25 protein-coding genes and 1 pseudogene are annotated in these 25,106 nt (G+C 56.3%); 15 read left to right on the forward strand and 11 right to left on the reverse strand.

The features are described 5' to 3' along the window. Positions 1–3: 3 nt before the first annotated feature. Positions 4–621 carry a response regulator transcription factor gene (locus L2Y28_RS02815; protein ID WP_022646926.1) on the reverse strand — a complete coding sequence of 206 codons (618 nt, stop codon included), beginning with the start codon at positions 619–621 and terminating at the stop codon, positions 4–6. Positions 622–939: 318 nt separating this feature from the next. On the opposite strand from L2Y28_RS02815, the gene L2Y28_RS02820 reads away from it, so the two are divergent. Both L2Y28_RS02820 and L2Y28_RS02825 read left to right on the forward strand, forming a co-directional pair. Continuing rightward, the gene (locus L2Y28_RS02820; protein ID WP_022646928.1) at positions 940–1,545 is read left to right on the forward strand and encodes an ATP-dependent Clp protease proteolytic subunit; all 606 of its coding nucleotides are present in this window, start codon (positions 940–942) and stop codon (positions 1,543–1,545) included. Between the two features lie 134 nt (positions 1,546–1,679). Beyond that, a complete protein-coding gene (locus L2Y28_RS02825) occupies positions 1,680–2,801 on the forward strand; it encodes a cupin domain-containing protein (RefSeq protein WP_022646929.1) in 1,122 nt (373 codons plus the stop codon). Between the two features lie 38 nt (positions 2,802–2,839). Here L2Y28_RS02825 and L2Y28_RS02830 read toward each other — a convergent pair whose 3' ends face one another. After that, positions 2,840–3,025 (reverse strand): hypothetical protein, encoded by a 186-nt coding sequence (locus tag L2Y28_RS02830; RefSeq protein ID WP_010427252.1) that lies wholly within the window; start codon positions 3,023–3,025, stop codon positions 2,840–2,842. 219 nt (positions 3,026–3,244) lie between these two features. Between L2Y28_RS02830 and L2Y28_RS02835 the strand changes: the two genes are divergently transcribed. The 3 genes from L2Y28_RS02835 to foxA all read left to right on the forward strand — a co-directional run bounded on the left by L2Y28_RS02835 (position 3,245) and on the right by foxA (position 6,800). Then, positions 3,245–3,478, forward strand: a complete 234-nt coding sequence (locus tag L2Y28_RS02835; RefSeq protein WP_003863067.1) for a DUF2171 domain-containing protein — start codon at positions 3,245–3,247, stop codon at positions 3,476–3,478. Positions 3,479–3,616: 138 nt separating this feature from the next. Further along, positions 3,617–4,570 (forward strand): AraC family transcriptional regulator, encoded by a 954-nt coding sequence (locus L2Y28_RS02840; protein WP_022646930.1) that lies wholly within the window; start codon positions 3,617–3,619, stop codon positions 4,568–4,570. 121 nt (positions 4,571–4,691) lie between these two features. Continuing rightward, a complete protein-coding gene (gene foxA / locus L2Y28_RS02845) occupies positions 4,692–6,800 on the forward strand; it encodes a ferrioxamine B receptor FoxA (RefSeq protein WP_103891573.1) in 2,109 nt (702 codons plus the stop codon). A gap of 102 nt (positions 6,801–6,902) precedes the next feature. On the opposite strand, the gene L2Y28_RS02850 is transcribed toward foxA, so the two are convergent. Continuing rightward, positions 6,903–8,318, reverse strand: a complete 1,416-nt coding sequence (locus L2Y28_RS02850; RefSeq protein WP_022646932.1) for a PLP-dependent aminotransferase family protein — start codon at positions 8,316–8,318, stop codon at positions 6,903–6,905. A 176-nt stretch (positions 8,319–8,494) separates the two neighbouring features. On the opposite strand from L2Y28_RS02850, the gene L2Y28_RS02855 reads away from it, so the two are divergent. After that, complete coding sequence (locus L2Y28_RS02855; RefSeq protein ID WP_003863073.1) at positions 8,495–8,656, forward strand: DUF1127 domain-containing protein; 162 nt, start codon at positions 8,495–8,497, stop codon at positions 8,654–8,656. 87 nt (positions 8,657–8,743) lie between these two features. Here L2Y28_RS02855 and L2Y28_RS02860 read toward each other — a convergent pair whose 3' ends face one another. Then, entirely contained in the window at positions 8,744–10,132 is a 1,389-nt protein-coding gene (locus L2Y28_RS02860) for a PLP-dependent aminotransferase family protein (protein ID WP_022646933.1), read from the reverse strand. Between the two features lie 101 nt (positions 10,133–10,233). Here L2Y28_RS02860 and L2Y28_RS02865 point away from each other — a divergent pair, with 101 nt between their 5' ends. From L2Y28_RS02865 to L2Y28_RS02895, 7 genes are all read left to right on the forward strand, one after another. Then, positions 10,234–10,713 carry a carboxymuconolactone decarboxylase family protein gene (locus tag L2Y28_RS02865; protein WP_022646934.1) on the forward strand — a complete coding sequence of 160 codons (480 nt, stop codon included), beginning with the start codon at positions 10,234–10,236 and terminating at the stop codon, positions 10,711–10,713. A 243-nt stretch (positions 10,714–10,956) separates the two neighbouring features. After that, positions 10,957–11,280, forward strand: a complete 324-nt coding sequence (locus tag L2Y28_RS02870; protein ID WP_022646935.1) for an antibiotic biosynthesis monooxygenase — start codon at positions 10,957–10,959, stop codon at positions 11,278–11,280. Next, complete coding sequence (locus tag L2Y28_RS02875; RefSeq protein WP_022646936.1) at positions 11,273–11,668, forward strand: amino acid-binding ACT protein; 396 nt, start codon at positions 11,273–11,275, stop codon at positions 11,666–11,668. Before L2Y28_RS02870 ends, L2Y28_RS02875 begins: the two co-directional genes overlap by 8 nt. Then, positions 11,643–12,338 (forward strand): helix-turn-helix transcriptional regulator, encoded by a 696-nt coding sequence (locus tag L2Y28_RS02880; protein ID WP_032621437.1) that lies wholly within the window; start codon positions 11,643–11,645, stop codon positions 12,336–12,338. Before L2Y28_RS02875 ends, L2Y28_RS02880 begins: the two co-directional genes overlap by 26 nt. Positions 12,339–12,486: 148 nt before the next feature. Next, positions 12,487–12,957, forward strand: coding sequence for a MarR family winged helix-turn-helix transcriptional regulator (locus tag L2Y28_RS02885; RefSeq protein WP_022646938.1), 471 nt, complete (start codon positions 12,487–12,489; stop codon positions 12,955–12,957). Beyond that, positions 12,954–14,021, forward strand: a complete 1,068-nt coding sequence (locus L2Y28_RS02890) for an HlyD family secretion protein (protein WP_087878470.1) — start codon at positions 12,954–12,956, stop codon at positions 14,019–14,021. The genes L2Y28_RS02885 and L2Y28_RS02890 overlap by 4 nt, the downstream gene beginning before the upstream one ends. Then, entirely contained in the window at positions 14,011–15,087 is a 1,077-nt protein-coding gene (locus L2Y28_RS02895; RefSeq protein ID WP_022646940.1) for a DUF2955 domain-containing protein, read from the forward strand. The genes L2Y28_RS02890 and L2Y28_RS02895 overlap by 11 nt, the downstream gene beginning before the upstream one ends. On the opposite strand, the gene L2Y28_RS02900 is transcribed toward L2Y28_RS02895, so the two are convergent. The 3 genes from L2Y28_RS02900 to L2Y28_RS02910 are packed head-to-tail and all read right to left on the reverse strand — an operon-like array spanning position 15,084 to position 17,804. Then, positions 15,084–16,355, reverse strand: coding sequence for a DUF445 domain-containing protein (locus L2Y28_RS02900; protein WP_022646941.1), 1,272 nt, complete (start codon positions 16,353–16,355; stop codon positions 15,084–15,086). The two genes, L2Y28_RS02895 and L2Y28_RS02900, sit on opposite strands and share 4 nt — an antisense overlap. 3 nt (positions 16,356–16,358) lie before the next feature. After that, on the reverse strand, positions 16,359–17,012 hold the full coding sequence (locus L2Y28_RS02905) for a LysE family translocator (RefSeq protein ID WP_022646942.1): 654 nt from the start codon (positions 17,010–17,012) through the stop codon (positions 16,359–16,361). Between the two features lie 48 nt (positions 17,013–17,060). Continuing rightward, positions 17,061–17,804 carry an AraC family transcriptional regulator gene (locus L2Y28_RS02910; protein ID WP_022646943.1) on the reverse strand — a complete coding sequence of 248 codons (744 nt, stop codon included), beginning with the start codon at positions 17,802–17,804 and terminating at the stop codon, positions 17,061–17,063. 150 nt (positions 17,805–17,954) lie between these two features. Here L2Y28_RS02910 and L2Y28_RS02915 point away from each other — a divergent pair, with 150 nt between their 5' ends. Next, on the forward strand, positions 17,955–19,325 hold the full coding sequence (locus tag L2Y28_RS02915; RefSeq protein WP_022646944.1) for an NAD-dependent succinate-semialdehyde dehydrogenase: 1,371 nt from the start codon (positions 17,955–17,957) through the stop codon (positions 19,323–19,325). 178 nt (positions 19,326–19,503) lie between these two features. Here L2Y28_RS02915 and L2Y28_RS02920 read toward each other — a convergent pair. Next, positions 19,504–20,048, reverse strand: a pseudogene (locus L2Y28_RS02920) (YfaZ family outer membrane protein). A 409-nt stretch (positions 20,049–20,457) separates the two neighbouring features. On the opposite strand from L2Y28_RS02920, the gene L2Y28_RS02925 reads away from it, so the two are divergent. Then, positions 20,458–21,816 carry an esterase-like activity of phytase family protein gene (locus tag L2Y28_RS02925; RefSeq protein WP_022646946.1) on the forward strand — a complete coding sequence of 453 codons (1,359 nt, stop codon included), beginning with the start codon at positions 20,458–20,460 and terminating at the stop codon, positions 21,814–21,816. 84 nt (positions 21,817–21,900) lie between these two features. Here L2Y28_RS02925 and L2Y28_RS02930 read toward each other — a convergent pair whose 3' ends face one another. The 3 genes from L2Y28_RS02930 to L2Y28_RS02940 all read right to left on the reverse strand — a co-directional run bounded on the left by L2Y28_RS02930 (position 21,901) and on the right by L2Y28_RS02940 (position 25,102). Beyond that, on the reverse strand, positions 21,901–23,748 hold the full coding sequence (locus L2Y28_RS02930) for a 3'-5' exonuclease (RefSeq protein ID WP_022646947.1): 1,848 nt from the start codon (positions 23,746–23,748) through the stop codon (positions 21,901–21,903). A 186-nt stretch (positions 23,749–23,934) separates the two neighbouring features. After that, the gene (gene yjiA, locus L2Y28_RS02935) at positions 23,935–24,888 is read right to left on the reverse strand and encodes a GTPase (protein WP_022646948.1); all 954 of its coding nucleotides are present in this window, start codon (positions 24,886–24,888) and stop codon (positions 23,935–23,937) included. Between the two features lie 10 nt (positions 24,889–24,898). Continuing rightward, entirely contained in the window at positions 24,899–25,102 is a 204-nt protein-coding gene (locus tag L2Y28_RS02940) for a YbdD/YjiX family protein (RefSeq protein ID WP_022646949.1), read from the reverse strand. Positions 25,103–25,106: the final 4 nt, after the last annotated feature.

Consider the following 25,106-nt stretch of genomic DNA (forward strand, 5'->3'; position numbering starts at 1 on the left):
CGGTTATTCCGCTGGCTGATGTTTTGTCAGGCGCTCGACGGCCCTGACCAGCTCGGCCACGGAGCGGACCTGCATTTTCTCCATCACCCGGCGGCGGTGTACTTTCACCGTAATCTCACTGACGCCCAACTCGGCGGCGATCTGCTTGTTGAGCTTGCCGCTGATGGCAAGCTCAAGCACCTCATGCTCGCGCGGCGTGAGGGACATGTGGCGCTGTTTCAGGGCGTAGTGCTCTTTGACGCGGGCGGCGTTGTGCTGTGCCAGCCTGAGCGCGGATTCGATAGAGCCAATGAGGGCGCTGGATTCAACGGGTTTAGTGAGAAATTCGTAGGCCCCGCCTTTGATCGCCCGGACGGACATAGGGATGGTGCCGTGACCGGTGAGAAAAATGATCGGTATTTCTCGCCCGTTGGCTTTCAGCGCATCTGCGACATCAAACCCGGTGATCGTGGGCATCTGCATATCGAGAATCACGCAGGAGGGCAGATCCTCAAAGGGATGGCTGAGAAAGGCTTCTGCTGAGGAAAAGCCAAGGGCGTGTATATCCGCTGATTCCAGCAGCCCAACAACGGACTGCCTGACAGCGTCATCGTCATCAACCACATAAACAATGTGTTCCATTCACCGCCCCGGTGTGATCAGTAAACCATCGAGAATAAAATGCGCCTTTTTGAACGTAAGCGACTGTTTGCTATCCTCATTCATACTAACACATTAATAATTATTATCATTCGGCAATATGAAGATGATATGAAAGTGTAATAAAAATGTGGCGAATTGGTTAGGATCGGAGCGCTGTTTTTAGAGACCTTTCCGGCTGCGAAGCCAGAGCGTGACACAGGCGATATTCATCCTGAGCCACGATGTTTTGTGTGAGGACGCCGACGGGTAAAACAGGCTACACTCTGATTTTGAGCGCGACAAGCTGAGGACATAACGATGCACTACACACTGAAAAGCAGTGACGATAAAGAAAAAGCGGAAGGAACAAGCGGCGCGGGCGCTCTACAGCAAAAACTGCTGGAATCCCGTTCGATTGTCATCTCCGGTGAGATCAACCAGGAGCTGGCCCAGAAAGTCATCACTCAGATGATCCTGCTGCAAAGCGTCAGCAACGATCCGATCAAGCTGTACATCAACAGCCAGGGCGGCCACGTGGAAGCGGGCGACACCATCCACGACTTCATTAAGTTTATCCGACCGGAAGTGCACGTCATTGGCACCGGCTGGGTGGCAAGCGCCGGGATCACCATCTTCCTGGCGGCGAAAAAAGAGCACCGCTACTCGCTGCCGAATACCCGCTTTATGATCCACCAGCCGCTGGGCGGCGTGCGCGGTCAGGCAACGGATATCGAAATCGAAGCGCGCGAGATTATCCGCATGCTGGAACGCGTGAACAAACTGATTGCTGACGCCACCGGCCAGCCGCTGGAGAAAGTGAAGAAGGACACCGACCGTAACTTCTGGATGTCACCGGCGGAAGCGCTGGACTACGGCATCGTGGGCAAACTGATCACCCATTATGACGAGCTGAACCTGGATTAAGTTTTAGCCCGCGCGTGCGTCGGGTGACGGCTTCGCCTTACCCGACCTACGCGCGCTCGATTGACCCATGACAAGTTCCCCCCTGGCTGTCTCTTCTATAATCGCGCCTGTCTCCCCTCTCACTGGTGCTAACCATGGCGTATCAACTGAACCTCGACTGGCCGGAATTTCTTGAGAAATACTGGCAAAAACAACCCGTTGTGCTGAAAAATGCCTTCCCGAATTTTGTCGACCCCATTACCCCTGATGAACTGGCGGGTCTGGCGATGGAGCCGGAAGTCGACAGCCGCCTGGTAAGCCATGCTAACGGCAAGTGGCAGGCGAGCAATGGCCCGTTTGAGCATTTCGATAACCTCGGTGAAACCGGCTGGTCTCTGCTGGCGCAGGCGGTGAACCACTGGCATATGCCCGCCGCAGAGCTGGTGCGTCCGTTCCGCGTCCTGCCGGACTGGCGTCTCGATGACCTGATGATCTCCTTCTCCGTCCCGGGCGGCGGCGTTGGGCCGCATATCGATCAGTACGATGTGTTTATTATTCAGGGGATGGGTAGCCGTCGCTGGCGCGTGGGTGACAAGCTGCCGATGCGTCAGTTCTGTCCGCATCCGGCCCTGCTGCACGTCGATCCGTTTGAGCCAATCATTGACGAAGATCTGGCCCCGGGCGATATCCTCTATATTCCGCCTGGATTCCCGCATGACGGCTTCACCCATGAAACCGCGCTCAACTACTCTGTCGGTTTCCGCGGGCCGAACGGTCGCGATCTGATTAGCAGCTTTGCCGATTACGCGCTGGAAAACGATCTGGGTGGCGAGCACTACAGCGATCCGGATCTGACCTGCCGCGAACACCCGGGCCGCGTGGAGCAGTACGAGCTCGATCGCATTCGCCAGATGATGATCGACATGATTAGCAAGCCGGATGATTTTACAAAATGGTTCGGCAGCTTCGTCTCCACGCCGCGTCACGAGCTGGATATTGCCGCCGCCGAGCCGCCGTATTCCGCAGACGAGGTGCTCGACGCGCTGCAAGGGGGCGAAACGCTTTCACGCCTGAGCGGGCTGCGCGTGCTGAACGTCAACGGCAGCTTCTTTATCAACAGCGAACAGCTGGAGACGGCGGATGTGAACGGGGCGGACGCGCTGTCCCGCTACACCCAGCTCGGCCAGGCCGAGCTGGGTGTAGCGCTGAATAATCCGGCGTTTGTGGAAGAGTTGACCGGATTGATTAACCAGGGATACTGGTACTTCGACGAGTAACAGACTGCGGCGTTTAGTCAGACTAAACGCCGCTACGTTCAAACCAGCATATTACAGGCCTTCCAGTAGTTCAGAAGCCGCTCATCGTCGCGCTCTTTTTCCGCTTTGATTTTCATCGCCTGGGCGAGATTTTCTCGCGATACCTCATGGCCTTTTTGCACGATGTCTAAGACCGCTTCACCAAGAGCCAGCGAAATTTCTGTCCGATTGTTGCGAATCGTCATAAATACCTCCTCGTTGGTTGCGATACTTTAATTATGAACGGAAAATAATCAGTCGCTAATAATTCATCTCATTCTTATTTTTTCATTTCGGCGCTAAATAGACATAATATTCGGTTCTGTCAATGATGTTTCAAAATGCTAATACGCATTTCAGGTCCGAATTTATGCGCTACAGTTAATTTCGTGCAACAGGCAAATAACCGAAACAGGAGAATTAATATGGTAGATAAAAGCGCAATTAAGGATCACACTCAGGTTGTCGCCAGCTGCGGAACGCATGTCGGGGTTGTGGACCATCTTGATGGTGAGCGTATCAAGCTTGCAAAGAGCGACCCGGAATCAGGCGGCAAGCACCACTTTATTCCTCTCGGCTGGGTCGATAAGGTCGAAGATAATAAAGTTGTCCTGACCAAAAACCATAAAGAGGTTTTTGCTGAGTGGCAGGAAGCATAAATATATTTCTCGTAAAGAAATATACGCCTTCGCTCCGGCTTCGTCCGGAGCGTAATAGTGTCTGCGCCCGGTGATTGCTGCCATGGCAAATGAATGGTACTGTTTTGCCTGTCCTTTCCCCGATGCAGGCTCCGAATTATGCTCCAGAGTGAAAATACATCAGCGAAGCGCATATTTTTTGTTGAGGATTTTCAAATATTCGGCGAGCGCTACGGCATCGACTACCGTTTCCCGCAGCTAAAAGATGAGCAGGTCAGCGGCAGCCCCGTGTTGCAGGGGAATGTTGAAGAGATGACGCTCTCGTCCGGCATTTCACTGACCCATTCCGACGTACGTGTATTACAGCCCTATGAAACCACCTCTCGCCACAGCAGCCCGCTTTATATGCTGGTGGTGCTGGAAGGGTGCGTGACGCTCACGCTCAATGGTATCGATTATCCCGTCCGCCCGGGCATGGCGTTCAGCTCCCGTCTGAGTGAAGATCAGGTGATGAGCGCGCGTCACGATGCTGACAGCACGCTGAAAACGCTCTCGTTTGGCGTGTACCCGCACGATGCCGGACGTGAAGCCCTGCTTGAGTCGCTGCTGCTGGAATGGCAAAGCCTGAATACCCCCGCGTTTGTCTGGCACGTTCCCGAGTTTGTGATGTCAGGCATTCAGCATGCACAGCGGCAGGGGGGAAGCGTGCTCTCGCGTAAGCTGTTGCTGGAGGGGCTCATGTACCAGCTGCTCGGCCACGGCCTGAACCAGTGCCAGCTGCCCTGCCCGAGCCGCCCTGAGCATGCGCGTCTGGAACGCGTCCGGTGCCTGCTGGAACAGTCTCCTGAACGTGACCATACACTCGCGCAGCTGGCAGCCCTTGCTGCCATGAGCCCAAGCAGCCTGCGCAGCAAGTTCCGTCAACGCTACGGCTGCACACTCTTCGATTATCTCCGCGACTGTCGCCTTGCGCTGGCGCGTCGCTATCTGCTGGAAGGCCATAGCGTACAGCAGGCCGCCTGGATGTGCGGGTATCAGCATGCCACCAACTTCGCCACCGCGTTTCGTCGTCATTACGGGATTTCACCGGGTGACGTGCGCAAACTCCGCTAACGTAATTTTGTCCATCGCGCGAACGTATCCCGTGCGGTTTAGCATCGCGCATACATAACCTGGCGGCGCGCATAGCTGTTTGCACCCTCAAAAAGGTAATAATTCTTATTAACAATAAGAAATATCTCTGGAGAGGGTTATGTTTGCTAAATCGCGTCTGGCACTGCTGGTGGGATGGGTTACCGGTAGCGTCGCTTTTCCTTTACTGGCGCAGGATGCCCAAAAAACTGACACCGTGGTGGTGACCTCGCAGATGCAGTCTGCGGCCACCAAGCTTGAAACGCCGGATATTGAAACCCCGCAATCGGTCTCTATCGTCACCCGCGAGCAGTTCGAAGAGCAGGGCGCAACCAGCGTGCGTCAGGCCGTGAGCTACACGCCGGGGGTCTACAGCAACCAGATTGGGGCATCAAACCGCTTCGACTACATGGTGCTGCGCGGCTTCTCGGACGGCAGCCTGGACAACGTCTACCTCGACGGCCTGAAGATGATGGGCGACACCAATTCCCACAGCTCGCTGGTGGTTGATCCGTGGTTCCTGGACAGTATCGAAGTCGTGCGCGGCCCGGCCTCCGTGCTGTACGGTCGCTCATCGCCGGGCGGCATCGTGGCGCTCACCTCCCGTAAGCCATCGTTCGATCCGGGCGGGGAGATCAAGCTCTTCGCCGGTAACAATAACCAGCGCGGGGCGATGTTCGACGTGACCGGCCCGGTTGATGATAACGACCGCGTGGCGGTGCGCCTCAGCGGGATGACCCGCTATGCCGATTCCCAGTTCGATCCGCTCAAAGAAGAGCGTTACGCGCTGATGCCGAGCCTGACCTGGCGTATCACCGATAATACCCGTCTGGATCTGATGGCCTACCTGCACCGCGATCCGGAAGGCGGCAGCCACTCCGGCCTGCCGTATGAGGGCACCGTCGTGCCGCACAGCGGTAAGAAAATCTCCAACACCTTTTTTGAAGGTGAAGACGATTACGACAAGTACGATCGTCGGGAAAACATGGTCGGTTATAACATCGAGCACTTGTTTGACAGCGGCTGGGCCGTGCGTCAGAAGCTGCGCTACCTGCACACCAAAGTCGAGCTGAACCAGGTGTATGCCGCAGGCTGGCTGAACGACACCGAGCTGAACCGCGGCTATTCCGGCTCCGACGAGAAGATGAACGCCATCACCCTGGATAACCAGGTCGACGGCAGCTTCGATACCGGCGAGGTGAACCACCGCGTGCTGATCGGCATGGACTACCAGGACCGCACCAACAACGTCACCGGCTACTACGGCGGCTTCCCGCCGATTGACGCTTTCCATCCTGCTTATGGCGCGAAGCCGGACTATATCACCCAGTACAGCCGGGAAAAGCATAAGCTGCGCCAGACCGGCTACTACCTGCAGGATCAGATGTCCATTGACCGCTGGCGCCTCACGCTGGGTGGGCGTTACGACCAGGTGAGCGTGTCGAACGTCGACAACTTCAACCATACCCGCAGCGATCTGGATAAAAACAACTTCAGCAGCCGCGCGGCGCTGTTGTATCTGTTTGATAACGGCGTCGCGCCGTACGTCAGTTACTCCACCGCCTTTACGCCGACCAGCTTTGCCGACGAGCAGGGGAATATCCTGGATCCGATGAAGGGCAAGCAGTGGGAAGCGGGCGTGAAGTATGAGCCGGAGGGGATGAACAGCCAGTTCAGCGCCTCGGTGTTCCGCATCAACCAGAAGAACATTGCCACTAAAGAGGAGCCGACCGATCCGTACCGTTCCATCGGTGAAATCGAATCCGAAGGCGTTGAGCTGGAGGCGATTGGACAGCTGACCGACAGCCTGCGCATGCAGGCGGCCTACACCTATACGGATATTCGCTACAAGAAGAGCAGCCCGGAAGAGGAGGGCAAGCGCGCCGTCTATGCCCCGCGTAACATGGCCAGCGCCTGGCTGAGCTACGACGTCAAAAGCGGCCCGCTGGACGGCCTGACCGTCGGCTCCGGCGTGCGCTATGTCAACGGGATCGCCAGCGATCGTCAGAACACCCATACGCTACCGTCATACACCCTGGTGGATATGGTCGTGGGGTATGACCTGTCGAAAGTGGGGCTCACGGGCGTGAGCGCGCAGTTGAACGTCAATAACCTGACGGACAAAAGCTACGTTGCGGCGTGTAACTCGCTCTCTTACTGCTACTTCGGTGCAGAGCGCAGCATTGTCGGCAGCGTTTCGTGGACGTTCTGAGTCGTTAGCCAATGCCCGGTGGCGCTGCGCTTACCGGGCCTACGGGATCGGTTTTCACCCTCTCCCTGTGGGAGAGGGCCGGGGTGAGGGCAACAGGCCGCACTACCCCTCCATCGCAATCACAATCGCCTCACCCATCTTTTTCAACGCCTCGCGATGTTTATCCGTCGGCGGCAGCGCCACGTTGATCCGCAGACAGTTGCGGTACTTACCGGAGGCGGAAAACAGCGACCCGGCCGCAGCCTGGATTTTGAGACGGCACAGCTGCTTGCTGACGCACACCATGTCGACCGTCTCCGGCAGCTCGACCCACAGCAGGAAGCTGCCCTGCGGGCGGGTAACGCATATCTCTGCCGGAAAATACTGCCGCACCCAGCAGGTGTAGGTCTCCATATTCTGCTGATAAATCTGGCGCATGCGCCGCACGTGGCGATGGTAATGGCCGTCGCGAATAAACGCCGCCACCGCCATCTGCGTGCCCGGTACGTTAAACCCGCCCGCGGCGTATTTCATGTGCATCACCCGGTCGTAATAGCGCCCCGGCACAATCCAGCCGACGCGCAGCCCGGGCGCCACGGTTTTGGTAAAGGAGCTGCAGAGGATCACGCGGCCATCAATGTCCATCGAGTGAATGGTGCGCGGGCGCGGGTACTCTGCGGCCAGCTCGCCGTAGATATCATCCTCCACAATCACAATATCGTGCCGCTGGGCGAGCGCCAGCACCTGCTTTTTACGCGCTTCCGGCATGATAAACCCGAGCGGGTTATTGCAGTTGGGGACCAGGATCACCGCTTTGATCGGCCACTGCTCCAGCGCCAGCTCTAACGCCTCGATGCTGATCCCGGTCTCGGGATCGGTAGGTATTTCAATCGCCTTGATGTCGAATCCGCGCAGCATCTGCATGGTGCCGTGAAACGACGGCGACTCGACCGCCACGATGTCCCCCGGCTTGCACACCGAGAGCAGGGCGATCGACAGCGCGCCGTGGCAGCCGTTGGTGATCACAATCTCGTTTGCCGCCACGGTGGAGCCGCCGTCCAGCATCAGGCGGGCGATCTGCTCGCGCAGCTCCAGACGACCATCGAGCACGTCATAGCTCAGCATTTCGCCAGGGTTATGCTGCGCAATGCGGCTCATCTCGCGCCACAGCGGCTTCAGGCTCGGCTGGTTGATGTCCGGCGAGCCGCCGCCAAAGGAGATCATCTCTTTGTCGGCGCGGGCGTCCAGCAGCATCATCACCTCATCCCACTGGGTGACGTCCACGGGGCGCTGCACCGGGCGCGTCATCGCCGGTACGGGCGGCTGCGCTTTGCGTTTCGAGACAAAATAGCCGGAGCGCGGCTGGGGCGTGATCAGCTGGAGATTTTCGAGGATCTGGTAGGCCTGCTGTATGGTGCTGATACTCACGCCGTGTTCCTGGCTCAGCGTGCGTACCGACGGCAGACGTTCGCCGCTGCGATACAGCCCTTGTTCGATACGTTCCGCCAGTAGGTTGGCCAGATGTTGATAGCGCGTCATGCTGTATCCTTTGTTTTCACCATACAGATTATTAAACCAGTACAGATTGGTGGGTGAAACGCCATGCAGATACCGTTTTAGCGGATCTGTATGGTAAACAAAAGCAGTTTTTGAATCTGTATTGTATTGGCCGTTTTCCATGATGATAACCCCACTGGCACAGCGAGGAGAGCATCATGGAATTCTACGAGAATCGTTCAAAACGTCCGTTTATCGCGTTTGTCTGGGTAGCGAAAACGCTGCGTAACTGGTATCGCATCAACCGTACCCGCCGCATTCTGAGCCAGATGAGCGACGAGCAGCTCAAGGACGTTGGGTTATCGCGATATGATGTGTAAGCCACGTCGTCGCCGGGTGGCGGCTACGCCTTACCCGGCCTACTCCGAGCCCGTAGGCCCGGTAAGCGTAGCGACACCGGGCTATTTTCAACTCAACAGCGCAAGCGTCTGCCGTTTCGGCCTTTCCAGCAGCTCAACCGCCTCCTGATATGACCGCACGTTGTTATAGCCCATCACCAGCCCGTAGCGTTTGCCCGACCCGCGATACCACTCCGACAGCGCATTAACCTGTAGTTGCTGTTCCTGCCAGCAGCGGGCAATCTCCCGGTCAGCGCTTCCCTTTGCGAGGAACGCGACAATATGCATCCCGCCGTCGTTTTGCTCGGTGAAAAACAGATCGCCATAGACCTCACGCAGGGCGGCAATCATCCAGTCGCGGCGGGTCTGATAGAGCGCGCGCATCTTTTTCAGATGACGAAAAAAATGCCCTTCGTTGAGAAATGCGGTGAGGATTTTTTGCGTCAGCACCGGCTGGCCGCTGGTGGTAATGTCCGCGCAGTCGGTAAAGGCCCCGACGGTGCTGGCGGGCATCACCACGTAGCCCATGCGCAGTGAAGGCATGATGGTTTTGCTGAAGGTGCCCATAAAGATCACCCTGTCATGCTGGTCGAGGCTTTTCATCGACGGCAGCACTTTGCGGGTGTAGTGAAATTCCCCGTCGTAATCGTCTTCGATAATCCACGCCTCGTTTTGTGACGACCAGTCGAGCAGCTGCTGCTTGCGCGGCAGTGAGAGCGTCACCGCCAGCGGGCTCTGATGCGACGGGGTCACGATGGCAAAACGCGCGTCGCGATGATGACGGAGCAGGTAGTCCGTATCGATGCCGCAGCGATCAACCGGCACGGTGTGCAGGCGGGGCACGATCCGCTTGAGCAGCTGCTGGCCCATAAAATAGCCCGGATCCTCAAACACCACCTTGTCGCTGCGGCTGGCAAGCGTGTCGAGGATCAGGCGCAGGCTGCCGCTGTAGCCGCTGGTGATCAGTACCTGTTCGGCGGTGCAGGATAACCCGCGCGAGATATTAAGATAGCGGGCAATCGCCTCGCGCAGCGGATACCAGCCCATCACCGGCGGGTTGAGCATTTCATCCTGACGCATGGCGCGCGTCGCCTGGCCCGCCAGCAGCAGCCATTTTTTATAGGGGAAGCTGTCGAGCGCCGGAATGCCGGGGCGCAGAAAACCGGCCCGTTCGCGCTGGCTAATCAACGACGCCGGCAGCGTGCCGGTCGCTTGTTCTGCGGGGGCGTGTTGCGCGGGCAGCAGAAGATCCGGGTTCACCCGCGTCCCGCGCGCGCCCTGGCTTACCAGATACCCTTCGCCCGTCAGAATGGCATACGCCGTCTCGACGGTTTTTCGCGCGACCTTAAGCTCTTCCGCCAGCACGCGGATGGCAGGCACTTTATCGCCCGGCTTCAGCACGCCACTCGTGATGTTGTCGCGATAGCGGGAATAAATCTCATGATAGCCCGGCTTCATGTCCTACCTCATTTCACGATTTTTGTGTCTTTTTACTATGTCATTAACGGCGTAGATTTGCCTTATCGCATGAAAAAAACGGCACAAAAAGAGGAAAGACAATGAGCACCCGCGTAAACCACCACAAAGCCACACCTGCACTTGCCAACGCGCTTTCTGCCCTGAGCATGGAGGTGGCGAAAACCTCCATCGACCCGGCGCTTAAGCACCTTATCGACATTCGCGTATCGCAGCTGAACGGCTGCACCTTCTGTCTGGATATGCACTCGAAAGAGGCTAAAATCGCCGGTGAGCGCGAGCTGCGCCTGTACCATCTGGCGGCCTGGCGCGAGTCCCCGCTGTTTAGCGCCCGTGAAAAAGCGGCGCTGGCCTTCACCGAAGCGCTGACCCAGATTGGCGTACATGGCGTGAGCGATGCGCTGTACCGCAGCGTGGCGGAGCACTTCTCGGATGTCGAGATTTCAGAGCTGAACTTCGCCATCGTAGCGATCAACGCCTGGAATCGCCTGGGCATTACCTCCCGCATGGAGCCGGGCGCGCTGGATGCGGCTTACGGTCTGAACAAGGCTAACCTGGAATAATTCTGCGCTCGCGGATCATCGCCACCAGCGCCCGTAATCCAGGCGAGTGGGGGATTGGGGCGTTTATGGAGTCGAAGTCGATGGTGGGTTAAACCCTGCCCTGTGGCGCTACGCTTACCGGGCCTACATGAGCCCGTAGGCCGGATAAGCGCAGCGCCATCCGGCAAACACTTCGCTCCATACCGAAGCATTGTGGTTTTTCCTCCTGCATTCTCTCCACACCCTCACAACGGAGAGACACCCATGATCGCAGTCCTTTTTGAAGCCAAAGCGGAGCCTCATCATCAGGCGCGCTATCTGCAGCTTGCCGCTGAACTCAAGCCTTTGCTGGCGGACATCGACGGCTTTATTGATATAGAACGTTTTCAGAGCCTGAGCATCGACGGCAAAATCCTGTCCCTTTCCTGGTGGCGGGATGAAGAGGCCGTCCGCCGCTGGAAGCAGAATGTCTTCCATCAGACCGCGCAGGCCGAAGGCCGGGAGTCGATTTTTTCTTTCTACCGTATTCGCGTGGCGCAGCTGGTGCGGGAGTACAGCTCCGAAACGGGAGGGCACGCGGATGTATGACGTTCACGTGATTTTTAGCGACAGGCCCGGCGAGCTGGCGCGCTTTGGACAGCTGTTAGGCCGCAACGGCGTGGGGCTGGAGGGGGGCGGCGTTTTCGGTACGGATGCCCATTTCCTGGTGGAGGACGGGGAAAAAGCCCGCCGTGTGCTGCTCGACGCCGGGTTTACCGTGCAGGCGCTGCGAAAGCCGGTGATCAGAAAGCTTAAGCAGGAGCGTCCTGGCGAGCTGGGCGAGATAGCGGCGGCGCTGGCCGCAAAGGGCGTGTCTATCCTGACTCAGTACAGCGACCACGCGAATCACCTTATTCTGCTGACGGATGATGATAAGCTGGCCGCTGAGATCACCACACCCTGGGCGACAAATGTTAAAGACGAGCTTACCCTCTGATAACAGCGCGATGCTGGAAAAGGCCATTGCCGCTGTAGCGGCTGCAATGGCCGATCCGTCGCGCGTGAAAATGCTCTGTGCACTAATGGACGGGCGGGCGTGGACGGCCACCGAACTGAGTGCGGCGGCAGACGTTGCGCCGTCGACCGCCAGCGGGCATCTTGCCCGGCTGGTTGAAGGGCAGTTAATTACCTGCCTGTCGCAAGGGCGGCATCGTTATTATCGTCTTGCCGGGCACGACGTGGCGGCGCTGGTGGAACAGATGATGGGGCTTTCGTGGAGCCGCATTACCCCGCCGGAAACTACCGCGCCGAAAGCCATGCGGGAGGCGCGGACCTGCTATGACCATCTGGCGGGCGCGGTGGCGGTGCAGATCTACGATTTCATGCAGGCAGCAGGCTGGCTGGAGGCAGACGGTTCAGCGCTCACGCCGTATGGTCGGGAGCAGTTTCTGAAGCTCGGCGTTTCGTTAAGCGCTCATCCGCGCCGAAAAGCGTGCTGCGCCTGCCTGGACTGGAGCGAGCGGCGGTTTCATCTCGGAGGCGAAGCCGGCGCAGCGCTGCTTCTTTATCTGGAAAGCAAAGGGTGGATCCAGCGGGTGGCGGGGTACAGGGAGGTGGTTGTGACGGCTTCAGGACAGGGCGCCATCTCCAGACATTTTAGCCGCTAAACTCCGCTGCGGGCTGTGCCCTCACTCTGGCCCTCTCCCACAGGGAGAGGGAGAATCTCATTTCGCAATTCCTGCGCTTTAACTTCTCGTTTCTTGATACTTACCCTGATAACTATTATCGTGACCGCGTGTGACGAGAGGTTTCCCCATGAGTGAAGAAGAACTGTTTAGCCGCAGGCCGATGGGCATGCGGATGGCGATGATCGTGCGCCAGTGGCGTGCCGTCATTGACGACGCCATTCTCGATACCGGGTTAACCCAGTCGAGCTGGACGGTGATGATGCAGCTGCATCAGCTCGGGGATAACGTCTCGGTAAGTGAGCTGGCGGAGGTGCAGGGCATTGAACTGCCGCCGCTAATGCGCACCCTGACACAGCTGGAAAAACAGGGTTACCTGCTGCGCACCGTCTCGCCGTATGACAAGCGCATCCGGCTTCTGACGCTGACGCCTGAGGGAAAAGCTGTACTTAACAGGCTCACCCAGGTAATTGAGACGCTTCAGACGCGCGTATCGCAAAACATCGCGCCTGAACATCTCGACATTTTCAGCGCCACCTTGAATCAAATCGCCTGCAATTTGCGGACAATCCGCGAAGAAGATAACAAGACCGAAAAATAATGACTCCTGAACAAAAGTTTGCCCGCTGGGTAAGGGTAAGTATTGCCTCTTTCCTGCTGATGTTTGTCTACTTTATCGTCGCGGATATCTGGATCCCGCTGACGCCGGATTCCACCGTGATGCGCGTGGTGACGCCGGTGTCTGCCCGTGTCTCCGGCTATGTGGCGGCCGTCCATGTCCACAACAATAGCCAGGTGAAGAAAGGCGATCTGCTGTTTGAGCTCGACGACACCCCGTTTCGCAATAAAGTGGAAGCGGCGCAGATCGCGTTTGAGCAGGCTCGCCTTTCCAACGAACAACTGGACGCGCAGATCGCCGCCGCGCAGGCCAGCCTGAAGACCGCCGTGCTGACCGCGCGTAACGACAAAGTGACTTTCGACCGCTACCAGAAACTGAGCACCCTGCAGAACGTGTCGCAGGCGGATCTGGATAAGGTCCGCACTACCTGGCAGAGCAGCGAGCAGTCCGTCAGCTCGATTCAGGCGAATATTCATAACCTGCGCATTCAGCGCGGCGAGCGGAATGAACACCGTAACGTGACGCTGCAAAAATACCGTAACGCGCTGGATGAAGCGGAGCTGAATCTTGGCTGGACGAAGGTCTACGCCGAGGCGGACGGCACGGTGAGTAATCTGCAATTAAGCCCCGGTTTTTACGCCTCGTCCGGTTCGGCAGCGCTGGCGCTGGTGAATACGCAGACGGATATTGTGGCGGATTTCCGCGAGAAGAGCCTGCGTCATACCCACCAGGGGACCGACGCCGCCGTGGTGTTTGACGCCTTTCCGGGACGGGTTTTCCGCGCCCACGTGACCAGCAGTGACGCGGGGATCCTCGCCGGTCAGGAAGCCGTTAACGGTCAACTTTCTGAACCGGAAACCTCTAACCGCTGGGTGCGCGATGCCCAGCGAATGCGCATTCACGTGGCGCTGGACGAAGCCTTACCGAAGTCGCTGCCGACCGGCGCGCGCGCCACCGTGCAGCTCTACAACAGCGAAGGGCCCTTTGCGCGCTTCTTCTCCGGGATGCAAATCCATCTGGTGAGCCTGCTTCACTATGTCTATTAGCACCCTGGCGCGGGTATTTACCCCGCACGGCAACATCGTCTACACGGCAAACGACTTCCGCCAGACTCTGCGCATTGTCTTTGCCGGGATGATTGCGCTCAGTATTTCGAGCTTCTACAACACCAGCTACGGCGTGTTTTTTGTGGTCTATCCGATCATGCTGCTGTCGCTGGTGCCGGTGTTTAACCGCCACGTGGCGAAGCAGTTTATCTTCAGCGCATCGCTCAACTGCGTCGAAATGGTGATCATCATCGGCTTTCTGTCGCAATGGCCGGTCATTATGACGCTGGTGGTCTTTGCCCTGTACGTGATGCGCTTTCGCTTTATGAGCAAGGGGCCGCTGTTTCTGTTCGGTTCGATGGGCGTGGTGTGCCAGAGCGTAATGCTCAACTTTATGAGCTACCCCACCACCAACTGGCACACGCTTTTGTTCTCCAACATTGAAGCGAGTGTGATGGCGGTGTGTCTGAGCGCGCTGATGAATTACCTGCTGCCGGACGTGGAGCCACGTAAACCGCCGCCGCTGATAGAGAAAGACGATGCCCGCGTGCGCCACGAGTCGCTGCTCTCCGGCACCGTGGCGACGCTGATTTTCGTGGTATTTCAGATGAGCGACTTAAGCGATTCGCTCTCGGCACTGATGGCGGGCATTCTGATCCTGTTCCCGATGCACTACCGCGGCGCGGTCATGAGCTCCATCTGGCGCGTGGTCGGCGTGGTGCTGGGCTGTCTCTATATCCTCGTCGTTCAGCTTATTCTGTACGATCACAGCAGCCATATGCTGCTGATGATGCCGCTGATCGGCCTCGGGCTGGCATTTGGCGCGCGCCTGCACGTGATGGAGAAGGTCGGGGCCGGGGTGGGATTTTCCAGCATTACCACCATCGGCATTATGTTCGGGCAAAACATGCATCCGGACAGCGATCTGGTGTTCAGCGATCTGTACCGTATCACCTCCGTTACCTTCGCGCTGGTGGTCACGCTGACGATGGTCTTTCTGGTGCACCTGATCCTGAACCGCTTCGAGGCGACGCGCTACGTTATCGCGCCGCCAAAAGCGGATTAATGCCCCAGCACGGCGGGCAACTGAGAAAGTAAAAACAGGATCAGGCCAATCGTTCCGCCTACCAGGGTACCGTTTACGCGAATGAACTGAAGATCTTTACCGATATTGAGTTCTATCTGGCGTGACATATCTTTGGCGTCCCAGCTTTTCACCGTGTCGCTGATATGGCGCGTCAGGAATGCCGCAAAATCCGGCGCGACGCGGTGCGCGGCCTGCTCCAGATGCTCGTTCAGCGACGCACGCAGGCTGGCATCATTCGACAGCGTCTCACCAAACCACAGCCCGGCGTTGGCGATACGTTGCTTCACGCGGGAATCGTCGCTCTGCATGTCATTTTTCAGCCACTGGCGCAGGTCAGCCCACATTTCACCCAGGTAGCGGTTAAATGCTTCATCATTCTTCAGATAGTGCTTGATGTTGTCGGCTTTGGCCGTCATCTCCGGGTCGTTTTTCAGGTTGTCGATAAACTTCAGCGTGGCGCGGTCAAATGCCCGACGGATCTGGTGCGTGCGGTCGTGGCTGATATCATCCAGCAGCGTGTTCACCGCGTTCGACACCATCTCTGCGCTCTGATCGCCCAGCCACTCGGTGGGCAGCACCATCGCCTTGCGCGGATGCTCGGTCTTCAGCCAGTGGACGATCTGGTCAGAGATAAATTCCCGCGTGCTCTCTCGCTGAATCAGGGTTATCAGACGGTTGATGATGGCGTCCAGCAGCACCTGGTGACGGTTGTTTTTGGTCATGCTTTCCAGCATGACGGCGCTGGTCTCGGTTAAATCGACCTTGTCGATAGCCTTATGCACCGCGCGTTTGAGCAGGCGCTGAATGCGCCCGTCGTCAGTCAGCTCAAGAAAACCGCTCATCACCTGCATCAGATGCAGCCCGACGCGCTGGGCGTTGTCGGGCTTGCTGAACCAGGCACCAATCATCTGGGCCGGCTCGTAGCGGCGAATTAATGCGACCAGCGACTGGGTATCCAGAAACTTTTCCTGCACGAACTGGCCAAGATTGTCGCCGATGCGGTCCTTATTGCGCGGGATAATCGCCGTATGGCGCGAGATAAAGGGAATTGGCACCCGGCGGAACAGCGCGACAACGGCAAACCAGTCCGCCAGCGCGCCGACCATCGCCGCCTCGGCAATAGCTTTTGCGCCGCGTACCCAGAAGGTTTGCGGCAGGAACAGGGTAGTGATAAAGGCCGCAGCGGCAATCAGCAGCAGCGACAGCGCGAGAAGCTTGGCGCGTTTGAGTTCGGTATGTTTTTCCATGGGTTAAGGATAGAGGGATACGGGGGAAAAGTGCAAAAACCGCCACAGCACCCACCCACCAAACCCCATCAATACCACCCCCGCCGTGCGCTCTATCAGCCAGAGCGAACGGCTGAGCTTTCGCTGAACCGCCGGTAACCCCATCAGCGACACCAGCGCAAAATCCCATACCAGTACTACCATCACCATCCAGACGCCGCAGGTCGCCTGCTGAAGCAGCGTGACGTCCGGCCCGAGTAACGCCGTCATCAGCGCCAGGTAGAACAACGCGTTTTTGGGATTCAACAGCGCCGAACCCAGCCCCAGCAGGATCTGCTTACGCAGCGAGGGGCAGCGCTCATGTGTTTCATTTAGCGCCAGCGTCTGCGGTCGGCTGCGTACAAGATGCGAGCCGATCCAGAGCAAATACAGTGCGCCGGATAATTCAATCAACGTGAACAGCCACGCGAACTGACGCAGCGCGCTCCATCCCATAATGACCAGCAAAATGTAAAGCCCATTTCCTGCCGCTATCCCGATGCACAATCCGGCGCTGCCGCGCAGTCGGTAGCGGGCGGCGTAGCCCATCAGCAGGAAAAAATCCGGGCCCGGGCTTAACAGGGCAACAAAATGCGCCAGCGCCAGGGCGAGAAAAGCGGAAGGGAAGAACAGTTCCATAGCGACCTCAGAATGCAAAACTGGGGCCAGACTACGAAAACACAGAACCTATTTATTGTCTGATATTGATCGGCCCGTAGCGTACTGGCGCGGTGTGGCGGCGGTGTAGCGCACAAAGGTCTTATGAAAATGGCTCTGGTCGGCAAACCCGCTCTGGTAGCCGACATCGGCGATATCATCCCCGGCACGCAGCCGCGCTTTGGCGTACTCAACGCGGGAGATATTGAGGAAGCTGCCAGGCGTCAGGCCCGTGTCCTTCTTGAAGGTACGGATCAGCGTCTCCTTTCGCAGCGAGAATCGTTGCGCAAGTGCGTCGAGGGAAGGCGGGCTGGAAAGACTGGAAAGAAATGCCTGCTGAACCTGCTGGCTGGTTGATCCAGGCTTTTCTGCCTCATCCATGCAATGGGGAAGGGCAGTAAGCAGCCTGTCTACGGACGCAGGGGACATCCTCTCAACAACTTCCCGGTAATACATAAACAGCGTAGCGTTGCGAATCACCTGAACCGCAAGGGGAAGGTCCGTATCGATATAAAGCATATGATAACTACGCGGCTGCCCGGCAACAGGGTTGCAGCTGTGTGGGACATAAGCCGGGATCACAATCAGGTCCCCGGGCTGGAGGATGTATTCTCTGCCATTACACACGCAGCATGTCTGGCCTTCCACAATTGCGCCGATGGAGAGCTGAGGGTGGCAATGGCGTTTGTACGCCTGCATGCTCTGCCACGTGCTGCGTAGTTCAAGGCCCGAGGCGCGGTGAAAGGTCTGACGGATGTGGCGGGTATCGGTCATAGCAACTCCTTATGAAGGTTTTTTATACCACGCCAGCCACGGTATGGCATCGCTTTACTCAGAACCTTCCGGATATACCCAACTTTACGTCCATAGCCAGTCATGTTGACTACCCTTAATACCCTAAGCGGTAAAACATGGAGATTCGATATGGCTTATCAGACAGTAAATCCTGCCACTAACCAGCTCATCAAAGAATATCCCTCCCACACTGACGCAGATGTTGAAGCGGCGCTGAAGGCAGCCGATGCGCTCTATCACTCCGACTGGGCGAAAGGCGACATAAGCCAGCGCCTGCCGGTACTGCATAAGCTGGCGGACCTGATCGACGAACGCGTGGAGGAGCTGGCGAAAATCGCCAGCCAGGAGATGGGTAAGCTCATCGAACAGAGCCGCGGCGAGGTGAAGCTGTGCGCGCAAATCGCCCGCTACTATGCGGACAACGCGAAGCAGTTCCTGACCCCGGTGAAGTATGACTCTGAACTCGGGGAAGCATGGGTTGAACATCACCCCATCGGCGTGCTGATGGCCGTCGAACCATGGAACTTCCCGTACTATCAGCTGATGCGCGTTCTGGCGCCAAACCTGGCGGCGGGTAACCCTGTCATCGCTAAACACGCCAGCATTGTGCCGCACTGTGCGGAAACCTTCGCCCATCTGGTGCGTGAGGCGGGCGCGCCGGAAGGGGCGTGGACCAACCTGTTTATCTCGTCCGATCAGGTGGCGAACATCATCGCTGACGATCGCGTACAGGGCGCGGCGCTAACCGGTTCAGAAAAAGCGGGCAGCGTGGTAGCGGCCCAGGCGGCGAAGCACATTAAGAAATCCACGCTGGAGCTTGGCGGTAACGACGTATTCGTGGTGCTCGACGATGCGGACCTGGATAAAGCGGTGAAGATCGGCGTTAACGCGCGGCTCAACAACGCCGGGCAGGTCTGTACCGCGGCGAAGCGCTTTATCCTGCATGAAAAGATTGCTGATGCCTTCCTGAGCAAATTCACCGAGGCATTTAAGCAGGTGAAGATTGGCGATCCGCTGGACGAAAGCACCACGCTGGGGCCGCTGTCCTCTAAAGACGCGCTCGACACGTTGACCAAACAGGTTAACGAGGCGGTGAAAAACGGCGCTACGCTGCACTATGGCGGCAAACCTGTGCAGCGAGACGGGAGCTTCTTTGAGCCGACCATCCTGACCAACATCTCACGCGACAACCCGGCGTACTTTGAAGAGTTCTTTGGCCCGGTAGCGCAGATTTACGTGGTGAAAAACGACGACGAGGCGGTCGCGCTGGCGAACGACTCTCACTACGGCCTGGGCGGAGCGGTGTTCAGCCAGGATATTGAGCGCGCGAAGAAGATGGCATCGCGTATTGAGACCGGGATGGTGTACATCAACTGGCTCACCGATACGGCGGCAGAACTGCCGTTCGGCGGCGTAAAACGTTCGGGTTACGGACGCGAGCTGTCGGACCTGGGGATCAAAGAGTTTGTGAACCAGAAGCTGGTGGTCGTTCGCAAGTAATGTCGGACATAAAAAAACCTGCCATCCGGCAGGTTTTTTTATTAACAGTCTCATCGCCTTTTTTGCCGTGTGGCGCTGCGCTTACCCGGCCTACAAGGTGCAATAATATTCATAAATTGCACCCTTCATTGTAGGCCCGTGCAAGCGTAGCGCCGCCGGGCGAAACGGGCAAACAGGCTTAGAAGGACACGCCACCGCCAACATATGCGCCGTCAATCAGCGTGTGGTTAGGACGACCGTCTTTACCATCAACGCTCACGTGACGATAACCCACCTTCAGCGTCACCGGCTTCACTGGCGTCCAGCTTACGCCACCATTCGCTTCAACGTAGTTTTCACGCTGTTGTTCAGGCCGTCTGGCGCAACGTAGCCTTCACCGAATACCCTGATGCTGTCGGTCAGGGCAACGTTCACACCGCCGCCGACCGGGAACGCCACGCCGTTATCGCCTTTTTTCGGGCCAACGTAGAGGGCCTTAGCGCCTGCGTTCAGCATCACCGGGCCGACTTCAAAGTTGTAGCCTGCTCCTACGCCACCGGTTGTGGTGCCGTCATCGGTGTTTTTCAGCCAGCTACCTTCGGTGTACAGACCGGAGGTTGATTTCCCCATTTCCACATTCAGGTTGGTAAAGTTTTTACCCTGCTCAATGCTGCCGCCCATGGCCAGTGCGGAGCCCGATACGGCAGTCAGAGCGGAAAGAAGGAGAACGTTGAGCTTTTTCATGAGTTTTTCCTCGTCATCAAATTAATCTGAGGGCACCTTAACAAGAGCTGTTTATCTCTGCAAATGCGATGCTTGTCACGTTTTTATGCTGATTTTGTTTGGTTTTTGAATTTTAAATGTTGTTCGAATGTTGACCCGGCAAGGAGTCAATACGTAATGCATTCGCGTTTAGGAAGGGTTCAGGATTCTCATTAAACGTACGCTGAACGGGTCGGAAAAATTAGTTCAGGATGAATTAATTGAGTTTCTAATAATTTCCAAAAGTGTTTCAGTTGTCACAGATAAAGACACAGGTTTACATTTCTGGAGGTGGCTATACGCCCCGTTGTGCCGAACCGCTTTCACCATGTCATTTTTCTGACACGTTTCTTCATTACGTTGTTGGCTTCACTTACTGGGTGCTAACACTATGAAAAGAAAAATCATTCCTGTGCTAATTGGTTGTGCGCTCTCTTTCTCTGGCCTGGCGGCACAGCCAACCGCGGAGCGTTACGTCCTCAGTTTTCCCGAAGGCGCGCATGTCAAATACAGCGGTGCGTTTGCCAGCGCGTTTCCGAACGGGCTGCCTGTGGGGACTGGCTCTGGCCTGCTGTTTACGGGCAAGCAGGGCGATGCCTTGACGTTTACGACCGTGACCGATCGCGGTCCTAACGCGGATTCGCCAAAAATGGGGAAAAATGACGCTAAAATCTTTGTTACCCCGGATTTCGCCCCGCTGCTAATGACGATCCGCGTGCAAAACGGTAAAGCGGAGGCCGTGGACGCGCGTCCTTTGCATGACGATAAAGGCGAAATCAACGGTCTGCCGCTGCAAAGTGGCGTGATTGGTTCCACCAATGAAATCGCGCTAAGCGACACCTTAAAAGTGCTGAAAGGCGATAACCGCGGGCTGGATACGGAAGGCATCACGCCGGACGGGAAGGGCGGCTACTGGCTGTGCGATGAGTATGGTCCGTTCCTGATTAATATTGACAGTAAAGGGAAAATCCTCGCGATCCACGGCCCACAGGCGGCGGAAGGGGAGAAATCCATCGCCGGCGGTCTGCCAAATGTTATCAAATGGCGCCAGGCAAACCGGGGATTTGAAGGCCTGACCCGCATGCCGGACGGACGTATTATCGCCGCTGTCCAGAGTACGTTGGATATCGACGGGAAGAGCAAAAAGCAGGCGCTGTTTACGCGACTGGTCAGCTTCGATCCGGCGACCGGAAAAACCGCGATGTACGGCTACCCTGTCGACAGCGCGGCCTACAGCAAAAACAGCGACGCCAAAATCGGCGATATCGTGGCGCTGGATAACCACACTATCCTGCTGATTGAACAGGGCGAAGATAAAAACGACGTAATGCGTAACCTCATCTACAGGGTGGATCTGAGCAAGGCGAGCGATCTGGCCGCCTTCGACAAGCCGGGCGAATACCCGGAATTTGACGATGAGAAAACGCTGGCGCAGCGCGGCATTTCACTTGCGGAAAAAACGCAGGTGGTCGATCTGCGTGCGCTGGGCTGGCAGCAGGAAAAGGCCGAAGGGCTGGCGCTGATTGACGACAAAACGCTGGCGGTGGCGAACGATAATGACTTTGGCGTGAAGGTGGCGATGCACAACCCGGCCGAGGGCAAGAAGCTCAAGGATTATCGGGTGAACGCGGAAGGCAAGCTGACGCTGGATGACAAAGCGGTTGAAACTACCCTCAGCGTCAAGCCGCTGAAGAAGCCGGATTCCGACAGCGAGCTATGGATTGTGACGCTGCCGGAGGCGTTGAAATAATATTGGACTTTACCCCTCACCCTGGCCCTCTCCCCACAGGGGAGAGGGGATTGTTCGGTGCAGATACTTTTCAACGCGGAATAGTTAGATCGACTTAACGCTCTTTTCCCAGGTCTCGACCAGATGATCTCGCAGGCTTCCGGTTCCGTGCATTGTCACCAGAAGATTCTGTCGTGCGCGGGTAATGCCGACGTAAAGGCGCTTGATATCGTCACTCAGATCTTCACTGTCCCTTTCCTTTGCCGCATCCATAATGGCGACCGAATTAAACTCAAGCCCCTTGCTGCTGGGCAGCGGCATGACGCAGAGGTAATCATTCTGCGGGGACCAGTGCTTTTTATCATCGCTGGAGACAATCATCTGGTATGGGATCTTGCGGGCTTCAAGCCTTGGCGCGAGCATGCCTGAAATGCTGTAGGTTGAGGGGCACAGTATGGCGATTTCTGACCACGCAACACCTTCCTGTCGCTGCTCTGTGACCCAATCGAGGACGCGCGTAATCTCCTCGTCCTGATTATCAAAGCTGGCCAGCGCGGGATACTTCCCGGACAGGCCACCTGCGGCAGGCTGCTGGTATTTGAGAGAAGCTTCTATGTGATTATTGAGATAATTAAATGCTACGCTGCTGGCAAAATGGAGTATTTGCCGGGTGTTGCGATAATTGGTATCCAAAATAGTTGTACGGCCCTGAGCCTTTATATCGACGCTGGACAGGGTAAAATCGAGAGCTTTCTTTTTCTGATAAATTGACTGAGCGTCATCGTACAGAAACAGCAGGGAGCTATCTTTATTGTCCGGCATTTTGGCGAGGATTCTTAGCCATTCCGGTTTAAAATCGTGTCCTTCATCTATCAAAACGGCGCTGTACTGCTCCGGTTTGATTGCTCCCTCTTCAAATGCCACCGTCAGCGCATTTTCCATCAGCTCAATAAAGTTTTTGCTCCTGGGGGGAAGACGCCGATGCGCGTTTAATTGCTGATAACACCAGGCGTGGAAATGGATAACTTCGACGGGAAGTCTGAGGCTATGCTGTTCGAGCTGCGCTTTGAGTTTTTTAGCCAGCGTAATGTTGTAGCAAATCACCAGTATCGGTTTGGTGTTTTCAATGTTGTTGGCAAGCTCAATACATCGGTGGTGCAAAATGAGCGTTTTGCCCGAACCTGCCACGCCATGAATTACCCTGTGTCCCGCCCCCATACTTCTGGCGAGTTGTTCCTGGTTCCTGTCCATCATGCATACCACATCAGGGGTGTGGAAAGTAAAATTATCCAGGTCAACCCGCGTAACGGATGGGTTAATGCGGACATCGGGATAAAGATGCCACCGGATGCGGTCGAGCTGCTGTGGTGTTGTGTTATGAACAAAGTGATGTTTGATAAGGGATTCGAGCCGGCCAGAGATTTGTTCTCGAGTCATAAACTCGTTGAGTTCGTCTTTGCATATCACCTGGCTGGCGGGCAATATTTCATTCAACTCCTCAGGTGTAAAACTCTTTTCCAGCTGTGCCCGAGTGATGTTGCTCAAATAAACACCGTATCCATACGGCATAATAAAACCGCCCTCATGCTCTCCCTGTTTCTGGCGAAGCAGGGGATCTTTTTTCAGGCTATTGATGATATGAAAGGTATATTCTCGAACTTGTTCGAGTGGGTTCTTCAACGGCTCTATGCCGTTTTTGGTTTCATAATTAATATGGGTTTTATTAGCCGATTTTATTTTTGTGATATACCAGTCTTTCACTTCTATAAACAGCAGCCCTTTATCGGGGGCCAGAATCACAAAATCAGGATGATCGTCTTTGTCTCCCATTCGGGTATCATACCAGCAGGTACATTGTTCGCTGAGCCCACCCTCCAGAAGCCTTGCCAGTCTTTTTTCTCCTGCCGTAATTTTCTCGCTACAGCTGCTAACCGTGGGAATAATGATTGCCATATTACGCCTACCAATTCATGAAAATTATATGAATCCAATTAATTAATATTGTAACCAATATTAATCAAAGCATGATTTCATTCATGATAAGAACATTAACAGACAATATTGCAAACAGAAAGGGCGAAACCCGCATTTTGCCTTAATGAAATACGCCCCCTTTACTGTTTAAAGGGGAGCGACGATTTACTTTTTCAGTCCCGTAAACGCTGCCCGAATTTCCTCTTCCGGCAGCTGTATTCCAATAAACACCATCACGCTGTGCGGCGGTTCATCGCCCCACGGACGATCCCAGTCGGCGCTGTACAGGCGCTGCACGCCCTGGAACAGCAGGCGGTTCGGCTCGCCGTCGATCCACAGCATTCCTTTATAGCGCAGCAGCTTGTCGGCAAACGACAGCAGCAGGTTCTCCATCACGCGCGAGACCTCGCTGATGTCCACCGGGTAGTCCAGCTCCACCACAATCGACGCTACGTCGTTTTGCTTGTCTGCCATAAAGTGGAAGCGCGGTTTCGCGGTGACGTTCTCCTCCAGCATAAAGCCGTTGGTGTTGAACAGCTGAGACAGGTCGATATCGCCGTGCGTCACGGTATAAATGGGTGCGCGCGAGTTGATGCGCGTCAGGCGCTCACGCAGTTTTTCGCTTTCACCCGCCACGTCGGTTTTGGTCAGCAGAATGCGGTCGGCGTAGCCAATCTGAGACTGGGCGATGGTGAACTGGTTCATCTGCTCGTCGGCGTGTACCGCATCCACCAGCGCGACGACGCCGTCCAGCAGGTAGCGCTGGCACAGAATATCGTGGGAGAAAAAGGTCTGAATAATTGGGCCGGGATCGGCCATGCCGGTGCACTCGATCACCAGACGGTCGAAGTGGATGTCACCGCGATCGCGGCTGTCGAGCAGGTCCAGCAGGGCGTCTTCTAATTCACTGGAGCGGGTGCAGCAGATGCAGCCGTTGGTCAGGGTTTTGATCTGCGTGGCGCGGTCGCCAATCAGCTGATCGTCAACGGAGACTTCGCCAAATTCGTTTTCAATGACGGCGATTTTGAAGCCGTGCTGTTCATTCAGGATGTGGCGCAGCAGGGTGGTTTTACCGGCGCCGAGAAAACCGGTCAGAAGTGTAACGGCAATCGGGGTCATGGTTTCTCCTTTAGCAGCAGCGGACGCCGCCTTCTCTACTTCCGCCGTAGCGCGCTTCCTGACGCTCGCGGAAGAATTCAGTGTAGGTCATGTACGGCTTATCCGGATGGTTGGTCTTCATATGCTCAACGTAGTTGTCATAGTCCGGAATGCCAATCAGCATTTTCGCCGCCTGACCGAGGTATTTTTTTGCTTCGCCTAAGTTACCAAACATAACG

The sequence above is a fragment of the Enterobacter sp. JH25 genome (genome assembly GCF_021725435.1).
Lineage (GTDB): Bacteria > Pseudomonadota > Gammaproteobacteria > Enterobacterales > Enterobacteriaceae > Enterobacter > Enterobacter intestinihominis.

What these genes read in the sequence shown, in the direction of transcription:
- L2Y28_RS02815 (WP_022646926.1), bottom strand. Translation starts at nt 621, where the DNA reads ATGGAACACATTGTTTATGTGGTTGATGACGATGACGCTGTCAGGCAG.
- L2Y28_RS02820 (WP_022646928.1), top strand. Translation starts at nt 940, where the DNA reads ATGCACTACACACTGAAAAGCAGTGACGATAAAGAAAAAGCGGAAGGA.
- L2Y28_RS02825 (WP_022646929.1), top strand. Translation starts at nt 1,680, where the DNA reads ATGGCGTATCAACTGAACCTCGACTGGCCGGAATTTCTTGAGAAATAC.
- L2Y28_RS02830 (WP_010427252.1), bottom strand. Translation starts at nt 3,025, where the DNA reads ATGACGATTCGCAACAATCGGACAGAAATTTCGCTGGCTCTTGGTGAA.
- L2Y28_RS02835 (WP_003863067.1), top strand. Translation starts at nt 3,245, where the DNA reads ATGGTAGATAAAAGCGCAATTAAGGATCACACTCAGGTTGTCGCCAGC.
- L2Y28_RS02840 (WP_022646930.1), top strand. Translation starts at nt 3,617, where the DNA reads ATGCTCCAGAGTGAAAATACATCAGCGAAGCGCATATTTTTTGTTGAG.
- L2Y28_RS02850 (WP_022646932.1), bottom strand. Translation starts at nt 8,318, where the DNA reads ATGACGCGCTATCAACATCTGGCCAACCTACTGGCGGAACGTATCGAA.
- L2Y28_RS02855 (WP_003863073.1), top strand. Translation starts at nt 8,495, where the DNA reads ATGGAATTCTACGAGAATCGTTCAAAACGTCCGTTTATCGCGTTTGTC.
- L2Y28_RS02860 (WP_022646933.1), bottom strand. Translation starts at nt 10,132, where the DNA reads ATGAAGCCGGGCTATCATGAGATTTATTCCCGCTATCGCGACAACATC.
- L2Y28_RS02865 (WP_022646934.1), top strand. Translation starts at nt 10,234, where the DNA reads ATGAGCACCCGCGTAAACCACCACAAAGCCACACCTGCACTTGCCAAC.
- L2Y28_RS02870 (WP_022646935.1), top strand. Translation starts at nt 10,957, where the DNA reads ATGATCGCAGTCCTTTTTGAAGCCAAAGCGGAGCCTCATCATCAGGCG.
- L2Y28_RS02875 (WP_022646936.1), top strand. Translation starts at nt 11,273, where the DNA reads ATGTATGACGTTCACGTGATTTTTAGCGACAGGCCCGGCGAGCTGGCG.
- L2Y28_RS02880 (WP_032621437.1), top strand. Translation starts at nt 11,643, where the DNA reads ATGTTAAAGACGAGCTTACCCTCTGATAACAGCGCGATGCTGGAAAAG.
- L2Y28_RS02885 (WP_022646938.1), top strand. Translation starts at nt 12,487, where the DNA reads ATGAGTGAAGAAGAACTGTTTAGCCGCAGGCCGATGGGCATGCGGATG.
- L2Y28_RS02895 (WP_022646940.1), top strand. Translation starts at nt 14,011, where the DNA reads ATGTCTATTAGCACCCTGGCGCGGGTATTTACCCCGCACGGCAACATC.
- L2Y28_RS02900 (WP_022646941.1), bottom strand. Translation starts at nt 16,355, where the DNA reads ATGGAAAAACATACCGAACTCAAACGCGCCAAGCTTCTCGCGCTGTCG.
- L2Y28_RS02905 (WP_022646942.1), bottom strand. Translation starts at nt 17,012, where the DNA reads ATGGAACTGTTCTTCCCTTCCGCTTTTCTCGCCCTGGCGCTGGCGCAT.
- L2Y28_RS02910 (WP_022646943.1), bottom strand. Translation starts at nt 17,804, where the DNA reads ATGACCGATACCCGCCACATCCGTCAGACCTTTCACCGCGCCTCGGGC.
- L2Y28_RS02915 (WP_022646944.1), top strand. Translation starts at nt 17,955, where the DNA reads ATGGCTTATCAGACAGTAAATCCTGCCACTAACCAGCTCATCAAAGAA.
- L2Y28_RS02925 (WP_022646946.1), top strand. Translation starts at nt 20,458, where the DNA reads ATGAAAAGAAAAATCATTCCTGTGCTAATTGGTTGTGCGCTCTCTTTC.
- L2Y28_RS02930 (WP_022646947.1), bottom strand. Translation starts at nt 23,748, where the DNA reads ATGGCAATCATTATTCCCACGGTTAGCAGCTGTAGCGAGAAAATTACG.
- yjiA (WP_022646948.1), bottom strand. Translation starts at nt 24,888, where the DNA reads ATGACCCCGATTGCCGTTACACTTCTGACCGGTTTTCTCGGCGCCGGT.
- L2Y28_RS02940 (WP_022646949.1), bottom strand. Translation starts at nt 25,102, where the DNA reads ATGTTTGGTAACTTAGGCGAAGCAAAAAAATACCTCGGTCAGGCGGCG.